12 protein-coding genes and 1 pseudogene are annotated in these 17174 nt (G+C 62.0%); 7 read left to right on the forward strand and 6 right to left on the reverse strand.

Going from position 1 to position 17174, the window contains the following annotated elements; translation table 11 throughout:
* Nucleotides 1-427 precede the first annotated feature (427 nt).
* Together V6766_RS21590 and V6766_RS21595 are read right to left on the reverse strand one after the other, a co-directional pair.
* Nucleotides 428-2377: a DUF5054 domain-containing protein gene (locus V6766_RS21590; protein WP_448470073.1), complete on the reverse strand. Its 1950-nt coding sequence runs from the start codon at nt 2375-2377 to the stop codon at nt 428-430.
* A 36-nt stretch (nt 2378-2413) separates the two neighbouring features.
* Nucleotides 2414-3463 carry a LacI family DNA-binding transcriptional regulator gene (locus tag V6766_RS21595; RefSeq protein WP_448470075.1) on the reverse strand — a complete coding sequence of 350 codons (1050 nt, stop codon included), beginning with the start codon at nt 3461-3463 and terminating at the stop codon, nt 2414-2416.
* 295 nt (nt 3464-3758) lie between these two features.
* Between V6766_RS21595 and V6766_RS21600 the strand changes: the two genes are divergently transcribed.
* The 7 genes and pseudogenes from V6766_RS21600 to V6766_RS21630 all read left to right on the forward strand — a co-directional run.
* Entirely contained in the window at nt 3759-5120 is a 1362-nt protein-coding gene (locus V6766_RS21600; protein ID WP_448470077.1) for an extracellular solute-binding protein, read from the forward strand.
* Between the two features lie 64 nt (nt 5121-5184).
* The gene (locus V6766_RS21605; protein WP_448470079.1) at nt 5185-6096 is read left to right on the forward strand and encodes a carbohydrate ABC transporter permease; all 912 of its coding nucleotides are present in this window, start codon (nt 5185-5187) and stop codon (nt 6094-6096) included.
* Complete coding sequence (locus V6766_RS21610; protein ID WP_230721713.1) at nt 6093-6923, forward strand: carbohydrate ABC transporter permease; 831 nt, start codon at nt 6093-6095, stop codon at nt 6921-6923. Before V6766_RS21605 ends, V6766_RS21610 begins: the two co-directional genes overlap by 4 nt.
* A gap of 15 nt (nt 6924-6938) precedes the next feature.
* On the forward strand, nt 6939-8045 hold the full coding sequence (locus tag V6766_RS21615) for an ABC transporter ATP-binding protein (protein WP_448470081.1): 1107 nt from the start codon (nt 6939-6941) through the stop codon (nt 8043-8045).
* Nucleotides 8029-9471, forward strand: coding sequence for a CehA/McbA family metallohydrolase (locus V6766_RS21620; RefSeq protein ID WP_448470083.1), 1443 nt, complete (start codon nt 8029-8031; stop codon nt 9469-9471). The genes V6766_RS21615 and V6766_RS21620 overlap by 17 nt, the downstream gene beginning before the upstream one ends.
* Before the next feature lie 66 nt (nt 9472-9537).
* Nucleotides 9538-12633: an alpha-mannosidase gene (locus tag V6766_RS21625; RefSeq protein ID WP_448470085.1), complete on the forward strand. Its 3096-nt coding sequence runs from the start codon at nt 9538-9540 to the stop codon at nt 12631-12633.
* A 480-nt stretch (nt 12634-13113) separates the two neighbouring features.
* A pseudogene (locus V6766_RS21630) lies at nt 13114-13242 on the forward strand (argininosuccinate synthase); the annotation flags it as partial.
* A 141-nt stretch (nt 13243-13383) separates the two neighbouring features.
* Here V6766_RS21630 and V6766_RS21635 read toward each other — a convergent pair.
* From V6766_RS21635 to V6766_RS21650, 4 genes are all read right to left on the reverse strand, one after another.
* The gene (locus tag V6766_RS21635; protein ID WP_448470087.1) at nt 13384-14145 is read right to left on the reverse strand and encodes an alpha/beta fold hydrolase; all 762 of its coding nucleotides are present in this window, start codon (nt 14143-14145) and stop codon (nt 13384-13386) included.
* A gap of 5 nt (nt 14146-14150) precedes the next feature.
* Nucleotides 14151-15458, reverse strand: coding sequence for a histidinol dehydrogenase (gene hisD / locus V6766_RS21640; RefSeq protein WP_448470089.1), 1308 nt, complete (start codon nt 15456-15458; stop codon nt 14151-14153).
* A gap of 54 nt (nt 15459-15512) precedes the next feature.
* Nucleotides 15513-16409, reverse strand: coding sequence for an ABC transporter permease subunit (locus V6766_RS21645; protein ID WP_448470091.1), 897 nt, complete (start codon nt 16407-16409; stop codon nt 15513-15515).
* The coding region (locus V6766_RS21650; protein WP_448470093.1) for a taurine ABC transporter ATP-binding protein at nt 16406-17174 on the reverse strand (769 nt) is incomplete at its 5' end. The genes V6766_RS21650 and V6766_RS21645, both read right to left, overlap by 4 nt.

Here is a 17174-nt window from a genome sequence, read left to right on the forward strand (position 1 = left end):
GTAACTCACTATTTTATATAGAGATAATCCGATTCCTTACGGCTGACAACTTCGCCATCCGATAGCAAACGCGAAGAAGCATAGCTTGAGCGAGCCTGACCGGCTGTGCTGCGTAAGGCCTGCACCGGGAGATACGGGAGCACTCGATACGTTGACCTCCCGGAAAGGCGGAGTCCGGCCGCGCATCAGCACCCCACGCCAAGGGCGTCGTGACAGTCAAACCCCTGTAGAGGTCAAGACGGCGTAGCACGTCCGCGGCGGGGGAGGGAGGGGGCCTTTGAGGGGGCTTCGGCCGTCCGGACCGGCCGCGATGGCTGGACAGAAGGATACTCTTCGCCAGCTCATCGCCCTGGACGTTCGAAGGCAGGGCTTCCAGATTTCTTGTCGCCGATGATACCGTCATCGGGATCTCGCGCGCCATGCTGGTTCACCGAGATTGGTTGAACGACAGCTGAAACCGGGCCTGCATGTCGCCTTCCCACCACATCGGGAAATTGGTGCCCCATTTGTTGTTGTAGAGGTTGAAGCGGATGCCGCGGTCGAAGCTTGAGGGTTGCTTCGAATAGGGCATGAATGGCTGGCCTAGCGGCGCGACGAGGGCGGTGTCGAGCGGAGTCAGCTCGACCTCCGTGCCGTTGGGGTGTCGGCTTCGGGCCGCGAATATCGCCTGGAGTTGGCCGCCGCCATTTTCCGCTGTGCGTCCGGCTTCGTGCCACAACCCGGTTTTGAGGAACGACCATTGGTCGAAGCCGCCGAGTGCGAAAGCGAGAAAGCCGGCTTCCGGCATGCGGTTGGCAGGTTTTTCGCGTAGAACGAGCGAGAAATGAAGTGACTGACCGTCGCCCCACACACGAAGTTCGGTGATTTTCGGCGCGCCAAGGTCAACGTGCGCATCGAGCGGCATTTCGTGATGGATGACAACCCGGTCGCCGTCCGTTTCCAGCCCGAGATATCGGGGCGAAAAGACAGCCGAGCGCGCTGTCTTCGCGTGTGACAGGCCCGGCTTGTCGTGATCAAGGATCGCCCATTCCTCGCGATGCGTGAGGTAGGTGTCCATATGCGCGACGACGTCGCCCGCGTCATAGCTTTCGTGGCGGTAGCCGATCAGGGTGTTCTCCGCCAGTATCCGGCCGTCAGGAGCAGTGAGGCGGATGATATCACCGGTCTGAGGGTTGAGCTCCCCTGACCAGCCGGCGACTGTAAACGTGTTTGCGGGGGCTATTGACGGCGTCGATTTGAGCTGCGGCGGGGCGGCATCGGCAAGCGCGCCGTCGGCGCGTATCCGGTCTTCGCCGGCAAGGTTTTCAACGGCCTTATCGATATAGCCGCGCTGCTCCGCCCAAGAGGCCTCGCTGTAGATGAAACGATAATCTGCCTTGCGCGCCGCCTCGAAATCGGTTCGGTCCCAGGCAAGGTCGTCGCGCAGATAGGTCTTTATGTCCACGCCGCATGTGTGTTCCGCAAGCATCGCGAGATCCCGCCCGAATGCGGCGCGCGTTTCCGTCAGTCCCTCCGTCTCGAAGGCGTCGTAGAGACGCTGGAGGCTGCGAAACCGGGCCATCTTTACAGGGTCTGCGCCGGCGCCGTGGATCCAGCTGTCACCCGGCTCGATCTCGACCACGGGCAGGCTTTCCCTGTGCTCCCAAAGGATTGCGCCATAGGTCTCCAGCGTCGCGGCGCGAATGTCGGCGTCGGGATAGTCGTGGCGGAGCGCGCGGTAGACCTCGGTCGTCTGCGACACCGTCTGCGGCCCGATATTGTCGTGGGTGTGGGCAAAGCCCAATCCTTCCGACAGACCGTCCGGGAACTGAACCCCGCCATAGGAATCCTCGTACATCACCACGATTTCCGATCCGTCCGGCGCGCGCCAGCGCGAAAGCGGCGGAAAGGCGGGGACGGGCGAGGCGGTGTTGACGCCGATGTGGAAAAAGCGAATGCCGGCCGCCGCCATCAGCGGCACGATCCCGAGCGTATGGCCCGGCACATCGGTCATCTTGGCGGCATGCGTCTCGACCCCGAAACGGGCGTCGAGCATTTGCGAATAGGACAGGCCAGCGCGAAAAAGTGCCGGCGACATCAGCTCCGAATGGGTCGTGAAGGGCAGGCCGTGCCAGCGTATCAGGCCGTTCCTGATTGCGCGCTCCAGCCGCTCGATTTCGGCAACCGAACGGGTCGTCAGGTGATCCCAGATCAGCCAGGCCCCGGTGGTCCAGACAAAGGCCGGGCGCTCCGGGTCTTCGCGGTGGAAATGCTCCGCCGTCGTCAGCGCCTGGGGAATGAAGACCTCGTGGTACTGGCGGCGCACCCTTTCGGCATGGTCGGTGAAACCGATATCGAGATGGGTCTTGAAGACAAGGTGAATGGTCGGCTGGCGCATCGGGTGGGCTTTTCTGAGTTTTGGGGGAGGGGCTTTTCAGCCGACAGTGCCGCGCACCACGAGGCGCGTGCGGATGGTCTCGGACATGGTAGGCGCTGCCGGGTCGTCCAGCCGCCGCAGGATCAGGCGTATGATCGTCGCGACGCGCTCCGAAAGGTCGACCTTGACGGTCGTGAGGTTGTAGCTCCGCCAGGCCGACTGGTCGATGTCATCGAAGCCGACGACCTTGACATCCTCGGGTACCCGGAGGCCCACTTCGTGGCGCAGCGCATCGATAGCGCCGAAGGCGCTGACGTCGTTGGCGGCGAAAATGGCATCGACGTCGCTGCCGAAGCGGAACAGGTCGATCGTGGCCGCAAAGGCTGTCTCGTAGGTGAAATCGCCGGGGATGATGACGGGCTCACCCAGCCCCCTTGAATGCAGAATTTCGACAAAGGTCTGGCTGCGCTCGGCATTGGCCAGCGTATTGCTGTCGCCGGCGAGATAGGCGAACCGCTTTCCACCATAGCCCTGCACAAGCGCCACCGCCTTTTCGATCCCGTCGCGCTGCAAGACCTCGACACGGTCGAAATGGGCCTTGCTTTCGCGAAACGGGGGCGGCAGTTCGCCGTCCTCGCGGGGATAGCTGAGATAGATCGGGACCGCCCGGTCGAGATAGCGCGCCAGCGTATCGGGCCTGACGTTTTCGGCAAAGGCGACGATCGAGTCGAGGTTGAAACCCTTCATATAGGTAAGCAGCCGGCTATCCATGGCCCGGTCGGCACGCGTCTTGAACAGCAGGGTGGCAAAGCCCTTGTCCTGCAATGCCGTCGTCAGCGCATCGATTTCCTGGCTTTCCCAGGGGCTGCACACCGCGGGCACGATAACGCCCACGAGATGCGAGCGACGCGTCACCAGCGCGCGGGCCGCCATGTCGGGCGTGTAGTTCAGCTCCTGTGCGATCTTGAGAATACGCTGGCGCTTTTCGGGCTTCAGTGAGGCATTCGGGTTGAAGGCGCGGGAGACCGCCGCGCGCGAGACATTCGCCGCCTCGGCCACCATGTTGGCCGTTGCTCTTTCCCCGTTTCTGATCGGTCGATCCGACAAGTCGATGCCTCACAAATATGAAAGCGTTTGCAATAATATCTGCAGAATTTATCCCCGGACCTTGGGGAGAAGTCAAGCTCGACTTCGCTGCGATTGTCATAAAACCCCATTAAATCAGTGGTAGTAGAGGTTCTTGTGTCAGCCAGCCAAGGAAGGGGAGATGAATTTCGATGAGTCATGTTGACGAGAAAATGAAAACGTGTTCATTCTTGATGCAGCGGTGCGTGGAGGTATCCGCGCAGTTCGTAACATGCGCCGGGGAGTCGGCAACATTCAAACAGGGAGGAGTTTCGTGATGGTCGGACGTTTGAAAACCCTAATGATCGCCCTTGCCGGCGCCAGTGCCATGGCCGCACCGGCGTTTGCGACCGATCTCAGCATTACATGCCGCTGCGTTGAAGGCGGCGCCAACAGCCAGATGGCCGAGTGGATCAAGCAGAGCGTTATTCCCGGCTTCGAGAAGATGAAGTCGGAAAGCGGCGAGGACGTCACCGTCACGCTGAAGGAATTTGCCGGACAGGACGAGCAGCTCACGCAGCAGCAAGCGCTCGATTTCTCGACCGGCGCCGGCGCCGATGTCAACGGTTTCGATGGCTTTCTTATTCCGAGCTTTGTGGAAGCCGGCCTTTTGAAGCCGCTTGACGAACTTGCTGGCCCGGCCGTCGATGAGTGGGAAGGCTGGGACCATATTTCCGAGGGCTCCAAGCAGCTGATGTCGTTTGACGGCAAGGTCTACGGGATCGCGCTCGGCACTGATGTGCGCATGATCTTTATCCGCAAGGACCTGTTCGAACAGGCCGGCATCGATGCCGACAGCTGGCAGCCGACCTCCTGGGACGATCTGCTGGACGCTGCGCGCAAGATCAAGGAAGCCGTGCCGGATTCCGCGCCGCTGCAGATCAATGCCGGCGTTTCTATGGGCGAGGCGACCACGATGCAGGGCTACTACATGCTCGTGCTCGGCGCTGGTTCCGGACTCAAGGATGAAAATGGCAAGTGGATCGTTTCCAGCCCCGGCATCCTCGACACGCTGAATTTCTACAAGACGGTCTATCTCGACGAAGAACTCGGCGACCGCCGCGCCCAGCTTCTGGGCGATGGCCGCAACCGCACCTTCGCAAACTTCCGTGATGGCAAGACCGCCATGCTGGTGGAGGGCGACTGGTTCTACCGCTCGGTCACGGCCCCCGGCTCGGAATTCGAGCTGAAGGATCGCGACAATCTGATGACCTGGAAGAAGATGCCGGCGCGTGAACCGGGCGCCGGTTTCAGCGGCCAGGATTTCGTGACGATTTCCGGCGGCACGGGCTTTGTGCTCAATCCGAACACAGATGCGCCCGAGCAAGCGTGGGACCTGCTTGCCTATATGAACAGCAAGGAGCAGCTTGAAGCTTTCCAGACCTACCAAGCCCGTATTCGCCTGCGCGATGATGTCGGCATTCCGGATTCTCCGTTCCTGTCGGAAACCTCGCAGGAGCTTCTGCCGCTGACGACGGCCCGTCCGAACGATGCCGACTACAACAAGGTTTCCGCCGAGGTTCAGCGCATGACCGAGGCCGTCGTTTCTGGCGAAATGTCGCCCGAGGAAGCGATGGAGCAGTACAAGACCGCGGTGACCGAGATTGTCGGCGCCGAAAACACCGTAAGCCTTCAGTAAGTCTTCCGGGGATGCCGCATGGCTTTGGTCATGCGGCATCCGCATACCCGCGCGGAGCCAAAAATTGAAAAAGTTCACGCTTCTATCCAACAGGGCGGGGTCGCTGTTCATGGCGCCCGCGGCGGCGCTTGTCGGCGCCTTCGTGATCGCGCCGTTCTTCTGGATCATCTTCGTTTCGTTCACGAACCGCACGCTGCTTGGCAAGACGGCGGTCAATCCGGAATTCGTGGGCCTCGATAACTATATCGCGCTGTTCGATCCCTCGAACTTCTTCACCCGCGGCCAGTTCGGCTTCTCGCTGATCCTGACGATCCAGTTCGTGTTGTTCTCCGCCATCATCGGCCAGGCCGTGCTTGGCCTGCTGCTGGCGTGGCTGATGCAGGCGGTTCCAAAGCCGGTGAAGAGCCTGACGGAAACCACGGTCATCGGGGCGTGGATCCTGCCGGAAGTGGTGATCGGCTTCGCGTGGTTCGCCTTTCTCGACTATGACAACGGCACGATGAACGAGATCCTGACGAGCCTTGGCCTGCCGCGCGGCGACTGGCTGCTCGACTATCCGTTCTGGGTGATCGTGTTCTTCAACACATGGCGCGGCGCCGCCTTCTCGATGATGCTGTTCAACTCGGCCTTCTCGTCGATCCCGCCAAGCTATTTCCAGGCGGCCGACGTCGCCGGCGCATCCTCGTGGCAGAAATTCCGCGATATCGCGCTTCCGCTGGTGCGCGGCCATGTGGTCACCGATCTGATCCTGATCACGATGTGGACCTTCAACGTGTTCACGCCCTACTTGCTTACCAAGGGCGGGCCGTCCTACCGGACCGAGGTTCTGTCGATCTACACCTATCGCATCGCCTTCCGCGATTTCGAATTCGGCAAGGGGGCCGCCGTCGGCGTGGTCATCATGTTCATCAATCTTGCCTTCGCGCTGATCTACCTGCGCGTTGCACGCAAGAAGGCTGCGGGAGAAGCGCAATGAAGCTCGGTTTCCGCCAGTATGTCTCCCGCATCGGGTTCTCCGCTTTCGCGGCCATTCTCGGCGCTGTCTTCGCGCTGCCGCTGATCTGGTTCCTGTTTGCGCCGTTCAATGCGCGCGCCGAGCTCGGGTTGGCCATTCCCGACCCGTTCACGCTGCAGAATTTCGCGACGGTTTTCGAAAACAGTTTCGCCATCCGCGCGCTCCTCAATTCGTTGATCCAGAGCGTTGGTGGCGTTGTGCTGGTCGGCGGCGCGGCGACACTTGCGGCCTATGCACTCTCCCGTTCGGCCATGCCCGGCAAGGGCGCGGTCACCTACGTGCTGTTGCTGTTTTCCTCGGTGGTTTCGGGTTCGGCCGCCATGGTGCCGATCTTCCTGATCATCTCCGCGATGGGTCTGATCGACAGCCATCTCGCCGTGATCCTCGTCTTCGCAGGTGGGCTGCTGCCGACGGGGATGTTCATTCTGCGCGACTTCATCGATGGCATCCCGCGCTCCTACGAGGAAAGCGCAATGGTCGCCGGCGCATCGCCGGTGCAGGCCTTCTTCGATGTCGCGCTGCCGGTTATCCGGCCCGGCATCGTCGTCGTGGTCGTCTGGGCCTTCGTCAATATCTGGGGCAGCTTCCTGATTCCCTTCATCCTGCTTCGCTCGGAGGATCTGATGCCGGCATCCGTCGCGATCTATTCCTTCTATTCGGAAGCGGGGACGCCTGTCGTCACATTGCTTGCAGCCTATGCGCTGATCTACTCGCTTCCTGTCATCGCCCTTTACCTGTTCGTCAGCTGGAAGTTCGGCTTCCGGTTCTTCGGCGGGATCAAGGCCTAAACGGACCAAAGTTACATGGCATCGGTTGAATTCAAGAACGTAACCAAGAAGTTCGGCGCCTTCACGGCCGCCGCGGACCTCAATATCGAAATCGGCGATGGTGAATTCGTCTGCCTGCTCGGCCCGTCCGGCTGCGGCAAGACCACCAGCCTCAGAATGATGGCGGGGCTGGAGTTTCCGACCTCCGGCCAGGTGCTGATCGATGGCAAGGACGTCACCTATCTCCACCCCAAGGACCGGCAGATATCGATGGTGTTCCAGGATTATGCGCTCTATCCGCATATGAACCTCGAGGACAATATCGCCTATCCGTTGAAGGTGCGGGGCGAGGCCACCGACAAGCGCCATGCCCGCGCCAAGGAAGTGGCGGATGTGCTGAAGATCGGCGATCTGATGAAGCGCCTGCCAAGCCAGATTTCCGGTGGCCAGCAGCAGCGCACATCGCTTGCCCGCGCGCTGGTCTACCCAAGCCAGGTCTATCTGTTCGACGAGCCGCTCTCCAACCTCGACGCCAAGCTGCGGCTTGAGGCGCGCGGTTTCCTGAACCATCTCCAGCACGATCTCGGCATGACGGCGGTCTATGTAACGCACGACCAGGCCGAGGCCATGGCGCTTGCGACCCGCGTTGCGGTGATGGACCGGGGACAGATCGTGCAATATGCGCCGCCGATCGAGATCTATCGTCGTCCGGCCAATACCTTCGTCGCCAATTTCGTCGGAAATCCGCCGATGAACCTTTTGCCGGTGGAGGCGATGATTGACGACGGAAAGCTGCATCTCAGCGCCGATGGGATCGCCATCGAACCGCTTGCCGTTCACGCCTCCTTCGCCGAGGCGCTGAAGAGCGGCAATCGCCTGACGCTTGGGGTTCGACCCGAGCATCTCGCCATCGGCGACACCGGACCTAACACGATTACCGGCGAATTGTTCGCCAATGAGAACATGGGCCCGGAAAAACTCGTGACGCTCGAACGTGACGACGCGGCGCGTTTCACCGCCCGCATCTTCACCGATGACGAGATCATGCTGGGCAAGACCGTGACGCTCAACATGAAGGCCGAGCACATCACGATGTTCGACGCCGAAGGTTATCGGCTGAAGCATGATGACGAAACGGCATGACATGCAGGACATTTCGCTGACGCTGACACCCGCCGACCAGGCGCGCTCGCCCTATGCCTATGTGCCATTCGATGTTCCTGAAGGAACGACGCGCATCGATGTGACGCTCGACTATCCCAAGGCCGAGAACTGCATCATCGATCTCGGCTGCGTCGACCCGCGGATAACACCGTTTCCGGCGGATCAGGGTTTTCGCGGCTGGAGCGGCGGCGCGCGGGACCGTTTCTTCATCGCGACCGACGACGCAACGCCTGGCTATATCCACGGCGAAATTCCGCCGGGGCGGTGGCAGGTCATGCTCGGTCTTTACAAGCTGCCGGTTTCAGGTGCGGATGTCAGGATCACGGTCAGCCTCGACGATACCGCGCGTCCGCTCGCACCGCAGCCCGAGCGACGCGTCCCCATGCGCGAGGGATCAGGCTGGTATCGCGGCGACCTGCATTGCCATACGTTTCACTCCGATGCGCGCGGCGCGCCGGAAGTGCTTCACGCGGCAGCCCGCCAGGCCGGGCTCGATTTTCTCGCTGTCGCCGACCACAACACCATTACCCAGCGGCGCTATTTCCATCGCGAAAGCTCGCCGGACCTCGTTTTCGTCCGCGCCATGGAAGTCACCACTGCGATCGGCCACGCCAATGTCTTCGGCGTCGACGACTGGATCGATTTCCGGATGGAAAAGCCGGAGGATGCCCACAAGATGGCCGAAGCCGTGCATCGGCGCGGTGGCCTGCTGTCCATCAACCACGACAAGCCGACGATCCCGTGGGATTACCCGCTGCCGCAAGTGGAGTTGATGGAAGTCTGGCAATCGGCATGGCCGCTGTGGAACTGGATCTCGCTTTCGCGCTGGCAGGAACGGCTGGCATCCGGGCTGCGGATATCGGCGATCGGCGGCAGCGATTATCATCAGCCGAAGCGGCTTCTGCCGGAAGGGCCGTTGGTGCTTGCCCGCCCGACCACGGTGCTCTGGATGGATGGGCTCTCTGAAGCCAACATCCTGGCAGCCATGAAGGCGGGGCGGGGCTATGTCACCGAAAGCCCGACCGGGCCGCATCTCGAAATCACGATCGGCGACACGCCGATGGGCGGCACGGTGCTGGAGCGTTCATTCGACGCCGAGGCCATTGTCCGTGGCGCTAAGGGCGATTGCCTCGTCTGGTATGACGCCACAGGCGAGATTGCGCGTCAGGCGATTGCAGCCGATGAATGGCGGGGCAGCTATAGCGGGTGCGCCAACGGTTTCGTGCGCGCGGAAATCATAGCGGAGGAAAGCAGGCCGGATCTGATGGAGGCCTTCAGGCAGGCCGTCGGCGAGAAACCGTGGCCGGGCGGCGTCGACGAAGCGGCGATCGCGGCAGAGCCTTTCCGCCGCGCATTGTCCAATCCGATCTATATGGGCACAGCCGGACGTTCCGGCACACGCTGATTAGACGGCTTTTGATCTGGATTAGTGGATTTATTCCGGCGGTCGGGCCGGATGCGGGAGGTCGCGATGAAAGAATTCTCCAAACTCATGCATTTCGTGGAGATACTGCGCGATCGCATTTTCGTGGCGACGGAGACCACTGTCGACTTCGTCTTCAAACAGGCGCCGCCGGCAGACCGGGCCGCGATGCTCGCGGGGCCGGAAACGGACTGGGCGCCGGTTGACGCCGACACGGTCTGGGGCGAGCCGCAAAGCTATTTCTGGTTCCACGGCAGCGTTTCCATCCCGTCGGAGCTTGAGGGCAAAAGGGTCTATCTCGGCATCAAGGCAATGTTCGGTCAGGTCATGGGGCGTTCCGACCCGCAATGCCTGGTGCGGATCAATGGCGAGATCGTGCAGGGCGCGGACTATAACCATCGCGAGATCCTGCTGACGAAGGCGGCACGCGCCGGCGAGACCTTCGAGATCATGATCGAGGCGGGCACCATCGAGGACCGCCGCCAGCTCGGTTTCGGCGCGCGGCTTCTCATCCATGACATCGAGGCCGAGGCGCTCTATTACGACCTCAGAACGCCGCTCGACGTGGCGAAATATCTCGACGTCAACGACCATAGACGCGACTTCATTCTGAAGACCGTCCGCGAGGCCATCAAGGCCGTCGATTACCGTCCCGGAAACGAGCGGCGGTATAGCGAAAGCCTCAGCCGCGCCCGTGCGATCGCAGCCCGCATCTACGAGGCCGCCGATACCGAGCTTGCCCCGCATATCACCGTCACGGGCCACACCCATATCGATGTCGCCTGGCTTTGGCGCGTTCGCGAAACCCGGCAGAAGATGGCGCGCTCGATGGCGACCGCGCTTCATCTGATGTCGGAATATCCCGAATACCGTTTCATGTATAATCAGGGTATTCTGCTTGACTATCTTGAGCAGGATTATCCTGTGTTGTTCGAAAGGATCAGGGACCAGCATCGCGCCGGCACGTTCGAGATCGAGGGCGCGCTCTGGCTGGAACCGGATGCCAACATTACGGGCGGGGAATCGCTGGTGCGCCACGTCCTGCGCGGCGTCCGCTACCATCAGCAGAAATTCGGCGTCCGCCCTCGGGTATTGTGGCTTCCCGATACGTTCGGCTATAGCGCCGCGTTCCCGCAGATCATGAAGCTTGCAGGCCTTTCGGTGTTCGTCACCCACAAGATGTCGTGGAGCGACACCAACAGGATGCCGAGCGAGACCTTCTTCTGGCAGGGGATCGACGGCACACGGGCGCCGACCTATTTCCTCACCACCCAGCCCGCCGACGCCACCACGATCGAGACCTCGTACTGCCCGGATCTGAGGGCCAGCGACGTGATGGGCACATGGCGGCGCTATGCGAAGAAGGAAACCAATGACGAACTGTTTCTCGTCTACGGTTTTGGCGATGGCGGCGGCGGACCGACGCGTGAGATGCTGGAGCATATCCGGCGGATGGAACGCGGCATACCGGGCTGCCCGCGCGTGTCGCAGGGCTTCATGGGGCCGACGCTTGAGCGGATCGTCTCGCGCATGCATGAGGACCCGTCTGCCTTTCAGGTCTGGGTCGGCGAGCTCTATCTGGAATTCCACCGCGGCACCTTCACCTCGGTCGCCAAGGTCAAACGCAACAATCGCCGTGCCGAGGCGATACTGCGTGAACTCGAATTGCTCGCAAGCCTTGCCTGGCTCGATGCCGGACAGGCTTACCCGGCCGAAGAACTTGCCGCGCTCTGGGATATCGCGCTGCTGAACCAGTTCCACGATATTCTGCCCGGCTCCTCCATCGGCCTCGTCTATGACGACAGCGACAAGGATTACGCGACCTTTTTCGCGCGCGCGGAAGTGCTGCGGCGGAGCATCGTCGAGGGTCTTGCCGGCGCGGGAGAAGTGCTGGTGGTCAATCCCTTCGCGCAAGCGACGGCCGGGCTGGTGCATTTCGACAGGGACGCAGCCATTGCAATTGCCGGCCGCACCTCGCAGACCCTTATTCTCCCCGATGGCTCGCACCGGCAGGCGGCCCCGATTGCCGACGTGCCGGGCCTGGGCGCCGTTCGCCTTGCGGTGTCGGGGGAGGGCGAATTGCCGCAAGCGCTTTCGGCACTCACCGTACGCGCCGACCGACTGGAAAACGATCACATCCGTGCGCGCTTCGATGAAGCAGGCCGGCTTGTCTCACTCTACGACAAGACGGCGGAACGCGAATGCCTCAAGCACACCGGCAACCGCCTCCAGGCGTTCCGCGATCTGCCAGAGGCCTTCGATGCCTGGGATATCGACCGGACATTCGAGGATCAGGTCTTCGAGATCGACCACCTGGTGAGCGCCGAAGTCGTTGAAACCGGTCCATGGCGAGCGGCGATCCGTTTTGAATGGGTCTATGAAGCGTCGCGTATCGTGCAGGTCGTCTCGCTGGAAACCGAGGGGCACTTGCTGGAGTTCGACACCTTCATCGACTGGCGCGAACACAATACCATGGTGAAGGCGGCGTTCCCGCTTGCCGTCCATGCATCGTCAACCGAGGCCGAAATCCAGTTCGGCCACGTCAGCCGCCCTTCGCACGTCAACACGAGCTGGGATGAAGCGCGGTTCGAAAGCCCGATGCATCGCTGGGTTTCGATGTCCGAGCCTGGCTTCGGCGTCGCCTTCCTCAACGATTGCAAATATGGCTATGACGCGCGCGACACCACGGTGCGCCTCACATTGTTGCGCTCGCCAACCTATCCCTGGCCGGAGGCCGATCAGGGCGAGCATCGCTTCCGCTATGCCATCGCGCCGCATGCGGGGCTAGATACGTCCTCAGTTTCGGCGATGGCCGAGCGTTTCAATCATCCGCTCGTGGCCCTCGAAGGCGAGGGCGCTAAGGCATCGCATACGCTATCACCACCGCTAGTTATCGACAATCCGGCGATCGCTGTCGAAGCGGTCAAGCGCGCCGAAGACGGCAATGGGCTGATCGTGCGGCTGTGGGAGCGTCTTGGCGCGCGCCAGCGGGCGCGGCTCAAAATCGCTCCGGGCCTCTCAGCCGTTGCCGAAACTGATCTTCTCGAAGAGCCGATCGTGGCGCTGAAACCGCAAGGCGATGAGGTTGAACTCGCGTTTTCGGCGTTCGAGATCAAGACGCTGAGGCTTGTACCCACGTCTTGAAGGGGTTGAGCAGGGATTTACCGTCATGGACAAGTGGCAGGTGACCTGCCACGGGTTGGAATAGAGAGCAGCCCATTGAGGACGGACTTATAAAAACCTGAGATTGCGGTGCAAAAATTGGCCACGGAAGCGGGCGCGTGCTCGCGTCGGCTAACGGAGTTTGAGGGAAGGGGCCTTGGATACGTCCCTCATATTCTCCAGACCGACCTCAATGTCCGGGCAGGTGTGATCCACCACTTTTGACCGCGAAAGCTTGATTTTATTGGACAATGGGAATTGCCAATGGGGAGGAACAGCAGCACCCCTTTGCGATCAAGCCTGATGGCGTCCGACACCGCGACTGCAGATGCACGTTTAACCGCATTGATGTGGGTCCCGCTCGAACTGGTAGTCAGGTGCGTGCTCGTAGCTCAACGTTGGATCCTTGAGGCGATCACGTGAAAGCTCCCTCAGAAGATCCTTCTCTAGCAGAAAGTCATCCTCGGCAGGGTAGATCTGGTTGAGAACCGGTTCGTCGGGATGAAATCCCGTATTGACTATGAAACGCCCGGCGGCACGATCTTGCTTGCTGCTCATCACGGAATTGAATCGACCGCGCCGCTTCGAGCCAGATTTCGCCGAGATCGGCGGCGATCATCGCCTCTTGTGCCGCGGACTACTGATCAGACTCTTATTGATGCGTCCCGGATCTCCATCCACTTCCACGCCGATCGTGCGGAGGCCGTACAGGGTTTTCCGTTCATGCCGCCTTCAGGTCTCCGATTGCAGAAAATCGGAAACGACAAGGTTGAAGATGTCGGACTTTTCCATATGCACATTATGCGCGCAACCGGGCACAACAGCGAGGCGGCAGCCGGGGATAGTCTTCCACAGCGTTTGCGGTTGGCTCCAGCCATAGGAGCGGTCGCCATCGCCCCAGATGACGAGCGTCGGCATCGGGAAATTTCGAAGCGCCGCCGTGCCGTCCCAGTGCTCCCACGCCGTGAGGCTGGCAAGGGCTGCCTGCAAGCTGGCGCGTGAGCCCTCGGCAAGGCAGGCGGCGTAGCCTTTAGCGTCAGCCCCCTTCATGAACCAAGTGGCCGCGATCCGAGCGGCGGTGGCCTCAAGCCCTTCGGACCGGATACGCTGGCGCGAGGTTTCGATCGTCTCGAAGCGCTTCGGCAGAACGCCGACCGGCCCGGTGCCGTAAAGCACGAGCTTTTTGATCCGCTCCGGCACCATCGCCGCCATCTGCTGGACCACCATGCCGCCCATGGAATGGCCGAGCAGGTGGAAGGTTTCGATGCCGAGCCCGTCCAGCGCCGCGAACACCAGCCGGGCATGGCCCTCGATGCTTTCGGGCGCTTCGAGATGGCTGCTCGCGCCAAAGCCTGCCAGATTTGGTGCTATGCAGCGGAAGCGGTCGGAAAAGGCCGCAAACTGGCCGTCCCACATGCCGGCGCCGCCAAGATAGCCGTGGACCAGCACCAGCGCCGGGCCTTCGCCCTCGTCCCGGCAGATGAGCGGGCCCATCGCGTTCACTCCACGACCGAGAGGTCGAAATTCTCGCCGGGGAAATATTTCGCCAGCCGGATATCAGCGGTGCGGGCGTGGCCTTCCATGCCCTCGAGCCGCGAGATCCGCGCGGTGGAGAGCGCCACCGGCTTTGAAGCTTCGCGGCTGGCGCGCTGCCAGGTCACCACCTTCATGAACTTGTGCACCGAAAGCCCGCCGGTATAGCGCGCGGCTCCCGATGTCGGCAGCACGTGGTTGGTGCCCGAAGCCTTGTCGCCATAAGCCACCGTGGTTTCCTCGCCGAGGAACAGCGAGCCGTAGCATTTCAGCCGGGCGAGCCACCAATCGAGGTCTTCGGCCTGCACGCTCAGATGTTCCGGCGCGAAGTCGTCGGCGGTCGCGGCGACCTCCTCGCGGGTATCGCAGACGATCACCTCGGCATAGTCGCGCCATGCGGCCTCGGCGCTTGCGCGGTTCGGCTCCGGCAGACTGTCGATGAGGTTCGGCACGATCGCCATCACCTGTTCCCCGAGCACAGCGCTGTCGGTCACCAGCCAGACCGGGGAGTTGTAGCCGTGCTCTGCCTGACCGACGAGGTCTGCGGCGACGATTTCGGGGTCCGCGCCGGCATCCGCGATCACCAGGCTGTCGGTCGGACCGGCGAACATGTCGATGCCGACGCGGCCGAACAGGATGCGCTTGGCCTCGGCCACGAACTGGTTGCCCGGGCCGACGAGAATGTCGGCTTTCGGCTGGCCGAACAGACCGAAGGCCATTGATGCCACGCCCTGCACGCCGCCCATGGCGAGAATGCTGTCTGCGCCGCAGAGATCGGCGGTGTAGAGGATCGCCGGATGTACGCCGGTTTCGGGTCGGGGCGGCGAGGCGACCGTGACATGGTCGCAGCCTGCGACCTTGGCCGTCGTCACCGTCATGATCGCCGAGGCGACATGGCTGTAGCGCCCGCCCGGCACATAGCAGCCGGCGGCCTGGCAGGGGATGATCTTCTGGCCGGCGAAGAAGCCAGGGGCGATTTCGATTTCGGTTTCGCCGATCGTCGCCTTCTGGGCCTCGGCGAACCGGCGGATATTGTCATGGGCGAAGCGGATATCGTCCTTGAGCTTTTGCGGCAGGCTGGCAGCCGCCGCCTCGATCTCCGTGCGGGTGACGACGATATTGCCCTCGTAACGGTCGAATTTTGCGGCATAGGCTCTTGCCGTTTCCTCGCCGCCGGCTTCTATCTCGTCAAGAATGCCCCGGACGATCCCGGTGACGGAGGCCGCATCGCTTTCAGCGGTCTTGAGAGACTTTTTCAGATATGTACGCGGCACGAAACACCCCCTTCACTTCGGGATAATGCAGGAAACGGAAAGCGGGCAGACGGTCTACGCCTTGCCCTTCCACGGCACCAGCTTGCGCTCGAGAAAGCGCATCAGCATGTCGAAGGCATAGGCGATCGCGGCAATCACGATGATGCCCATGATCACCGTCGGGGTCTGCAGGAACTGCGAGGCCGACAGAACCATGTAGCCGATGCCCTTGGTGGCGGCGACCATTTCGGCGGCCACCAGCGTCGTCCAGCCAAAGCCGATGCCGATGCGCATGGCGGTCAGGATTTCCGGCAGAGCGGAAGGCAGGATCACGTAGCGCATCACCTTCCAGCGGCTCGCGCCGAAGGAATAGGCGGCGTGGATCTGCTCGATCGCGGCCGATTTCACGCCCGAGCGGGCGCCGAGCGCCACCGGTGCAAACACCGACAGGAAGATCAGCAGCACCTTCGAGGTTTCGCCAATGCCGAACCAGATGATCATCAGCGGCAGATAGGCAAGCGGCGGGATCGGGCGGTAGAACTCGATCGGCGGATCGAAAATGCCGCGCACCATGGGGCTCATGCCCATGGCAAGCCCGAGCGGAATGCCGATCAGGCAGGCCAGCAGAAAGGCGCTGAACACGCGCGCCGCCGAAATCAGGATATGGACGTAAAGCGGCGTACCGGTGAAGCCGTTCTGCATCGTGTCGAAGAACTTCGCCACGATCGCCACGGGCGAGGGTACGAATAGCGGCTTGACCAGCCCGAGCGCGGTCACAGCCCACCAGATCGCGATCAGAAGGACGATGGTGACGACGCTGAGGATCATGGTATCGCCATAACCCGGCACGCCGTAGGTCTCGCCGGGCCGCGTCGCCCGGCCCTTGGAAAGGCGCGAGAGGAGGCCGCCGCTTTTCCTGCGCGGCGCGGGTGTTTCGGTCTCCGCCGGCTTGGTCTTGGTGATATCGCTCATGCCGCGTCTTCCTCGTCGGCGAAGATGATGGACAGCACCTCCTCGCGCAGTTTGATGAATTCCGGCGAAGCCTTGACCTCGCGTGCTTTGGCACCCTCGATGAACTGGCGTGAAAAGGGCAGGTCGAAGCGGTGGGTGATGCGGCCGGGGCGCGGCGACATCACGATCAGCTTCGTGCCCATGAAGAGCGCTTCCTCGACGCTGTGGGTAATGAAGAACACAGTCTTCCTGGTGTTGTCCCAGATTTTCAGAATGAGTTCCTGGGCCTTTTCGCGGGTGAGGGCATCGAGCGCGCCCAGCGGCTCGTCCATCAGCAGCACGCGCGGGTCGCAGGTCAGCGCCCGGGCAATGCCGATGCGCTGCTGCATGCCGCCCGAAAGCGCATAGATCGGCGAATCCTCGAAACCCGTCAGGCCGAGAAGCGCGATGAACTTCTCGGCGATCTCATCGCGCTCGGCCTTGGGGCGGCCCTGCAGCTTCAGCCCGAAGGCGACGTTTTCGCGCACCGTCAGCCAGGGCATCAGCGCGTGTTTTTGAAACACCACCGAGCGGTCGGCGCCGGGGCCCTCGACCTTGTGGCCGTCGAGCAGGATCTCGCCGCTGGTCGGCAACAGAAAGCCCGCAATGAGATTGAGGAGCGTCGATTTTCCGCAGCCGGAAGCGCCGAGCGCCACGACGAAATCGCCCTCGTCGAGCGAGAGATCGATCTGCCGGAGCGCCTCGACCGGCGCGTTTCCGCTGGCGGATGGATAGACGACGGAGGCC

Source organism: Martelella sp. AMO21009 (genome assembly GCF_053484295.1).

Coding starts and splice junctions, on each gene's coding strand:
- V6766_RS21590 (WP_448470073.1), bottom strand. CDS start 2,377: ATGCGCCAGCCGACCATTCACCTTGTCTTCAAGACCCATCTCGATATC.
- V6766_RS21600 (WP_448470077.1), top strand. CDS start 3,759: ATGGTCGGACGTTTGAAAACCCTAATGATCGCCCTTGCCGGCGCCAGT.
- V6766_RS21610 (WP_230721713.1), top strand. CDS start 6,093: ATGAAGCTCGGTTTCCGCCAGTATGTCTCCCGCATCGGGTTCTCCGCT.
- V6766_RS21615 (WP_448470081.1), top strand. CDS start 6,939: ATGGCATCGGTTGAATTCAAGAACGTAACCAAGAAGTTCGGCGCCTTC.
- V6766_RS21620 (WP_448470083.1), top strand. CDS start 8,029: ATGACGAAACGGCATGACATGCAGGACATTTCGCTGACGCTGACACCC.
- V6766_RS21625 (WP_448470085.1), top strand. CDS start 9,538: ATGAAAGAATTCTCCAAACTCATGCATTTCGTGGAGATACTGCGCGAT.
- V6766_RS21635 (WP_448470087.1), bottom strand. CDS start 14,145: ATGGGCCCGCTCATCTGCCGGGACGAGGGCGAAGGCCCGGCGCTGGTG.
- V6766_RS21645 (WP_448470091.1), bottom strand. CDS start 16,409: ATGAGCGATATCACCAAGACCAAGCCGGCGGAGACCGAAACACCCGCG.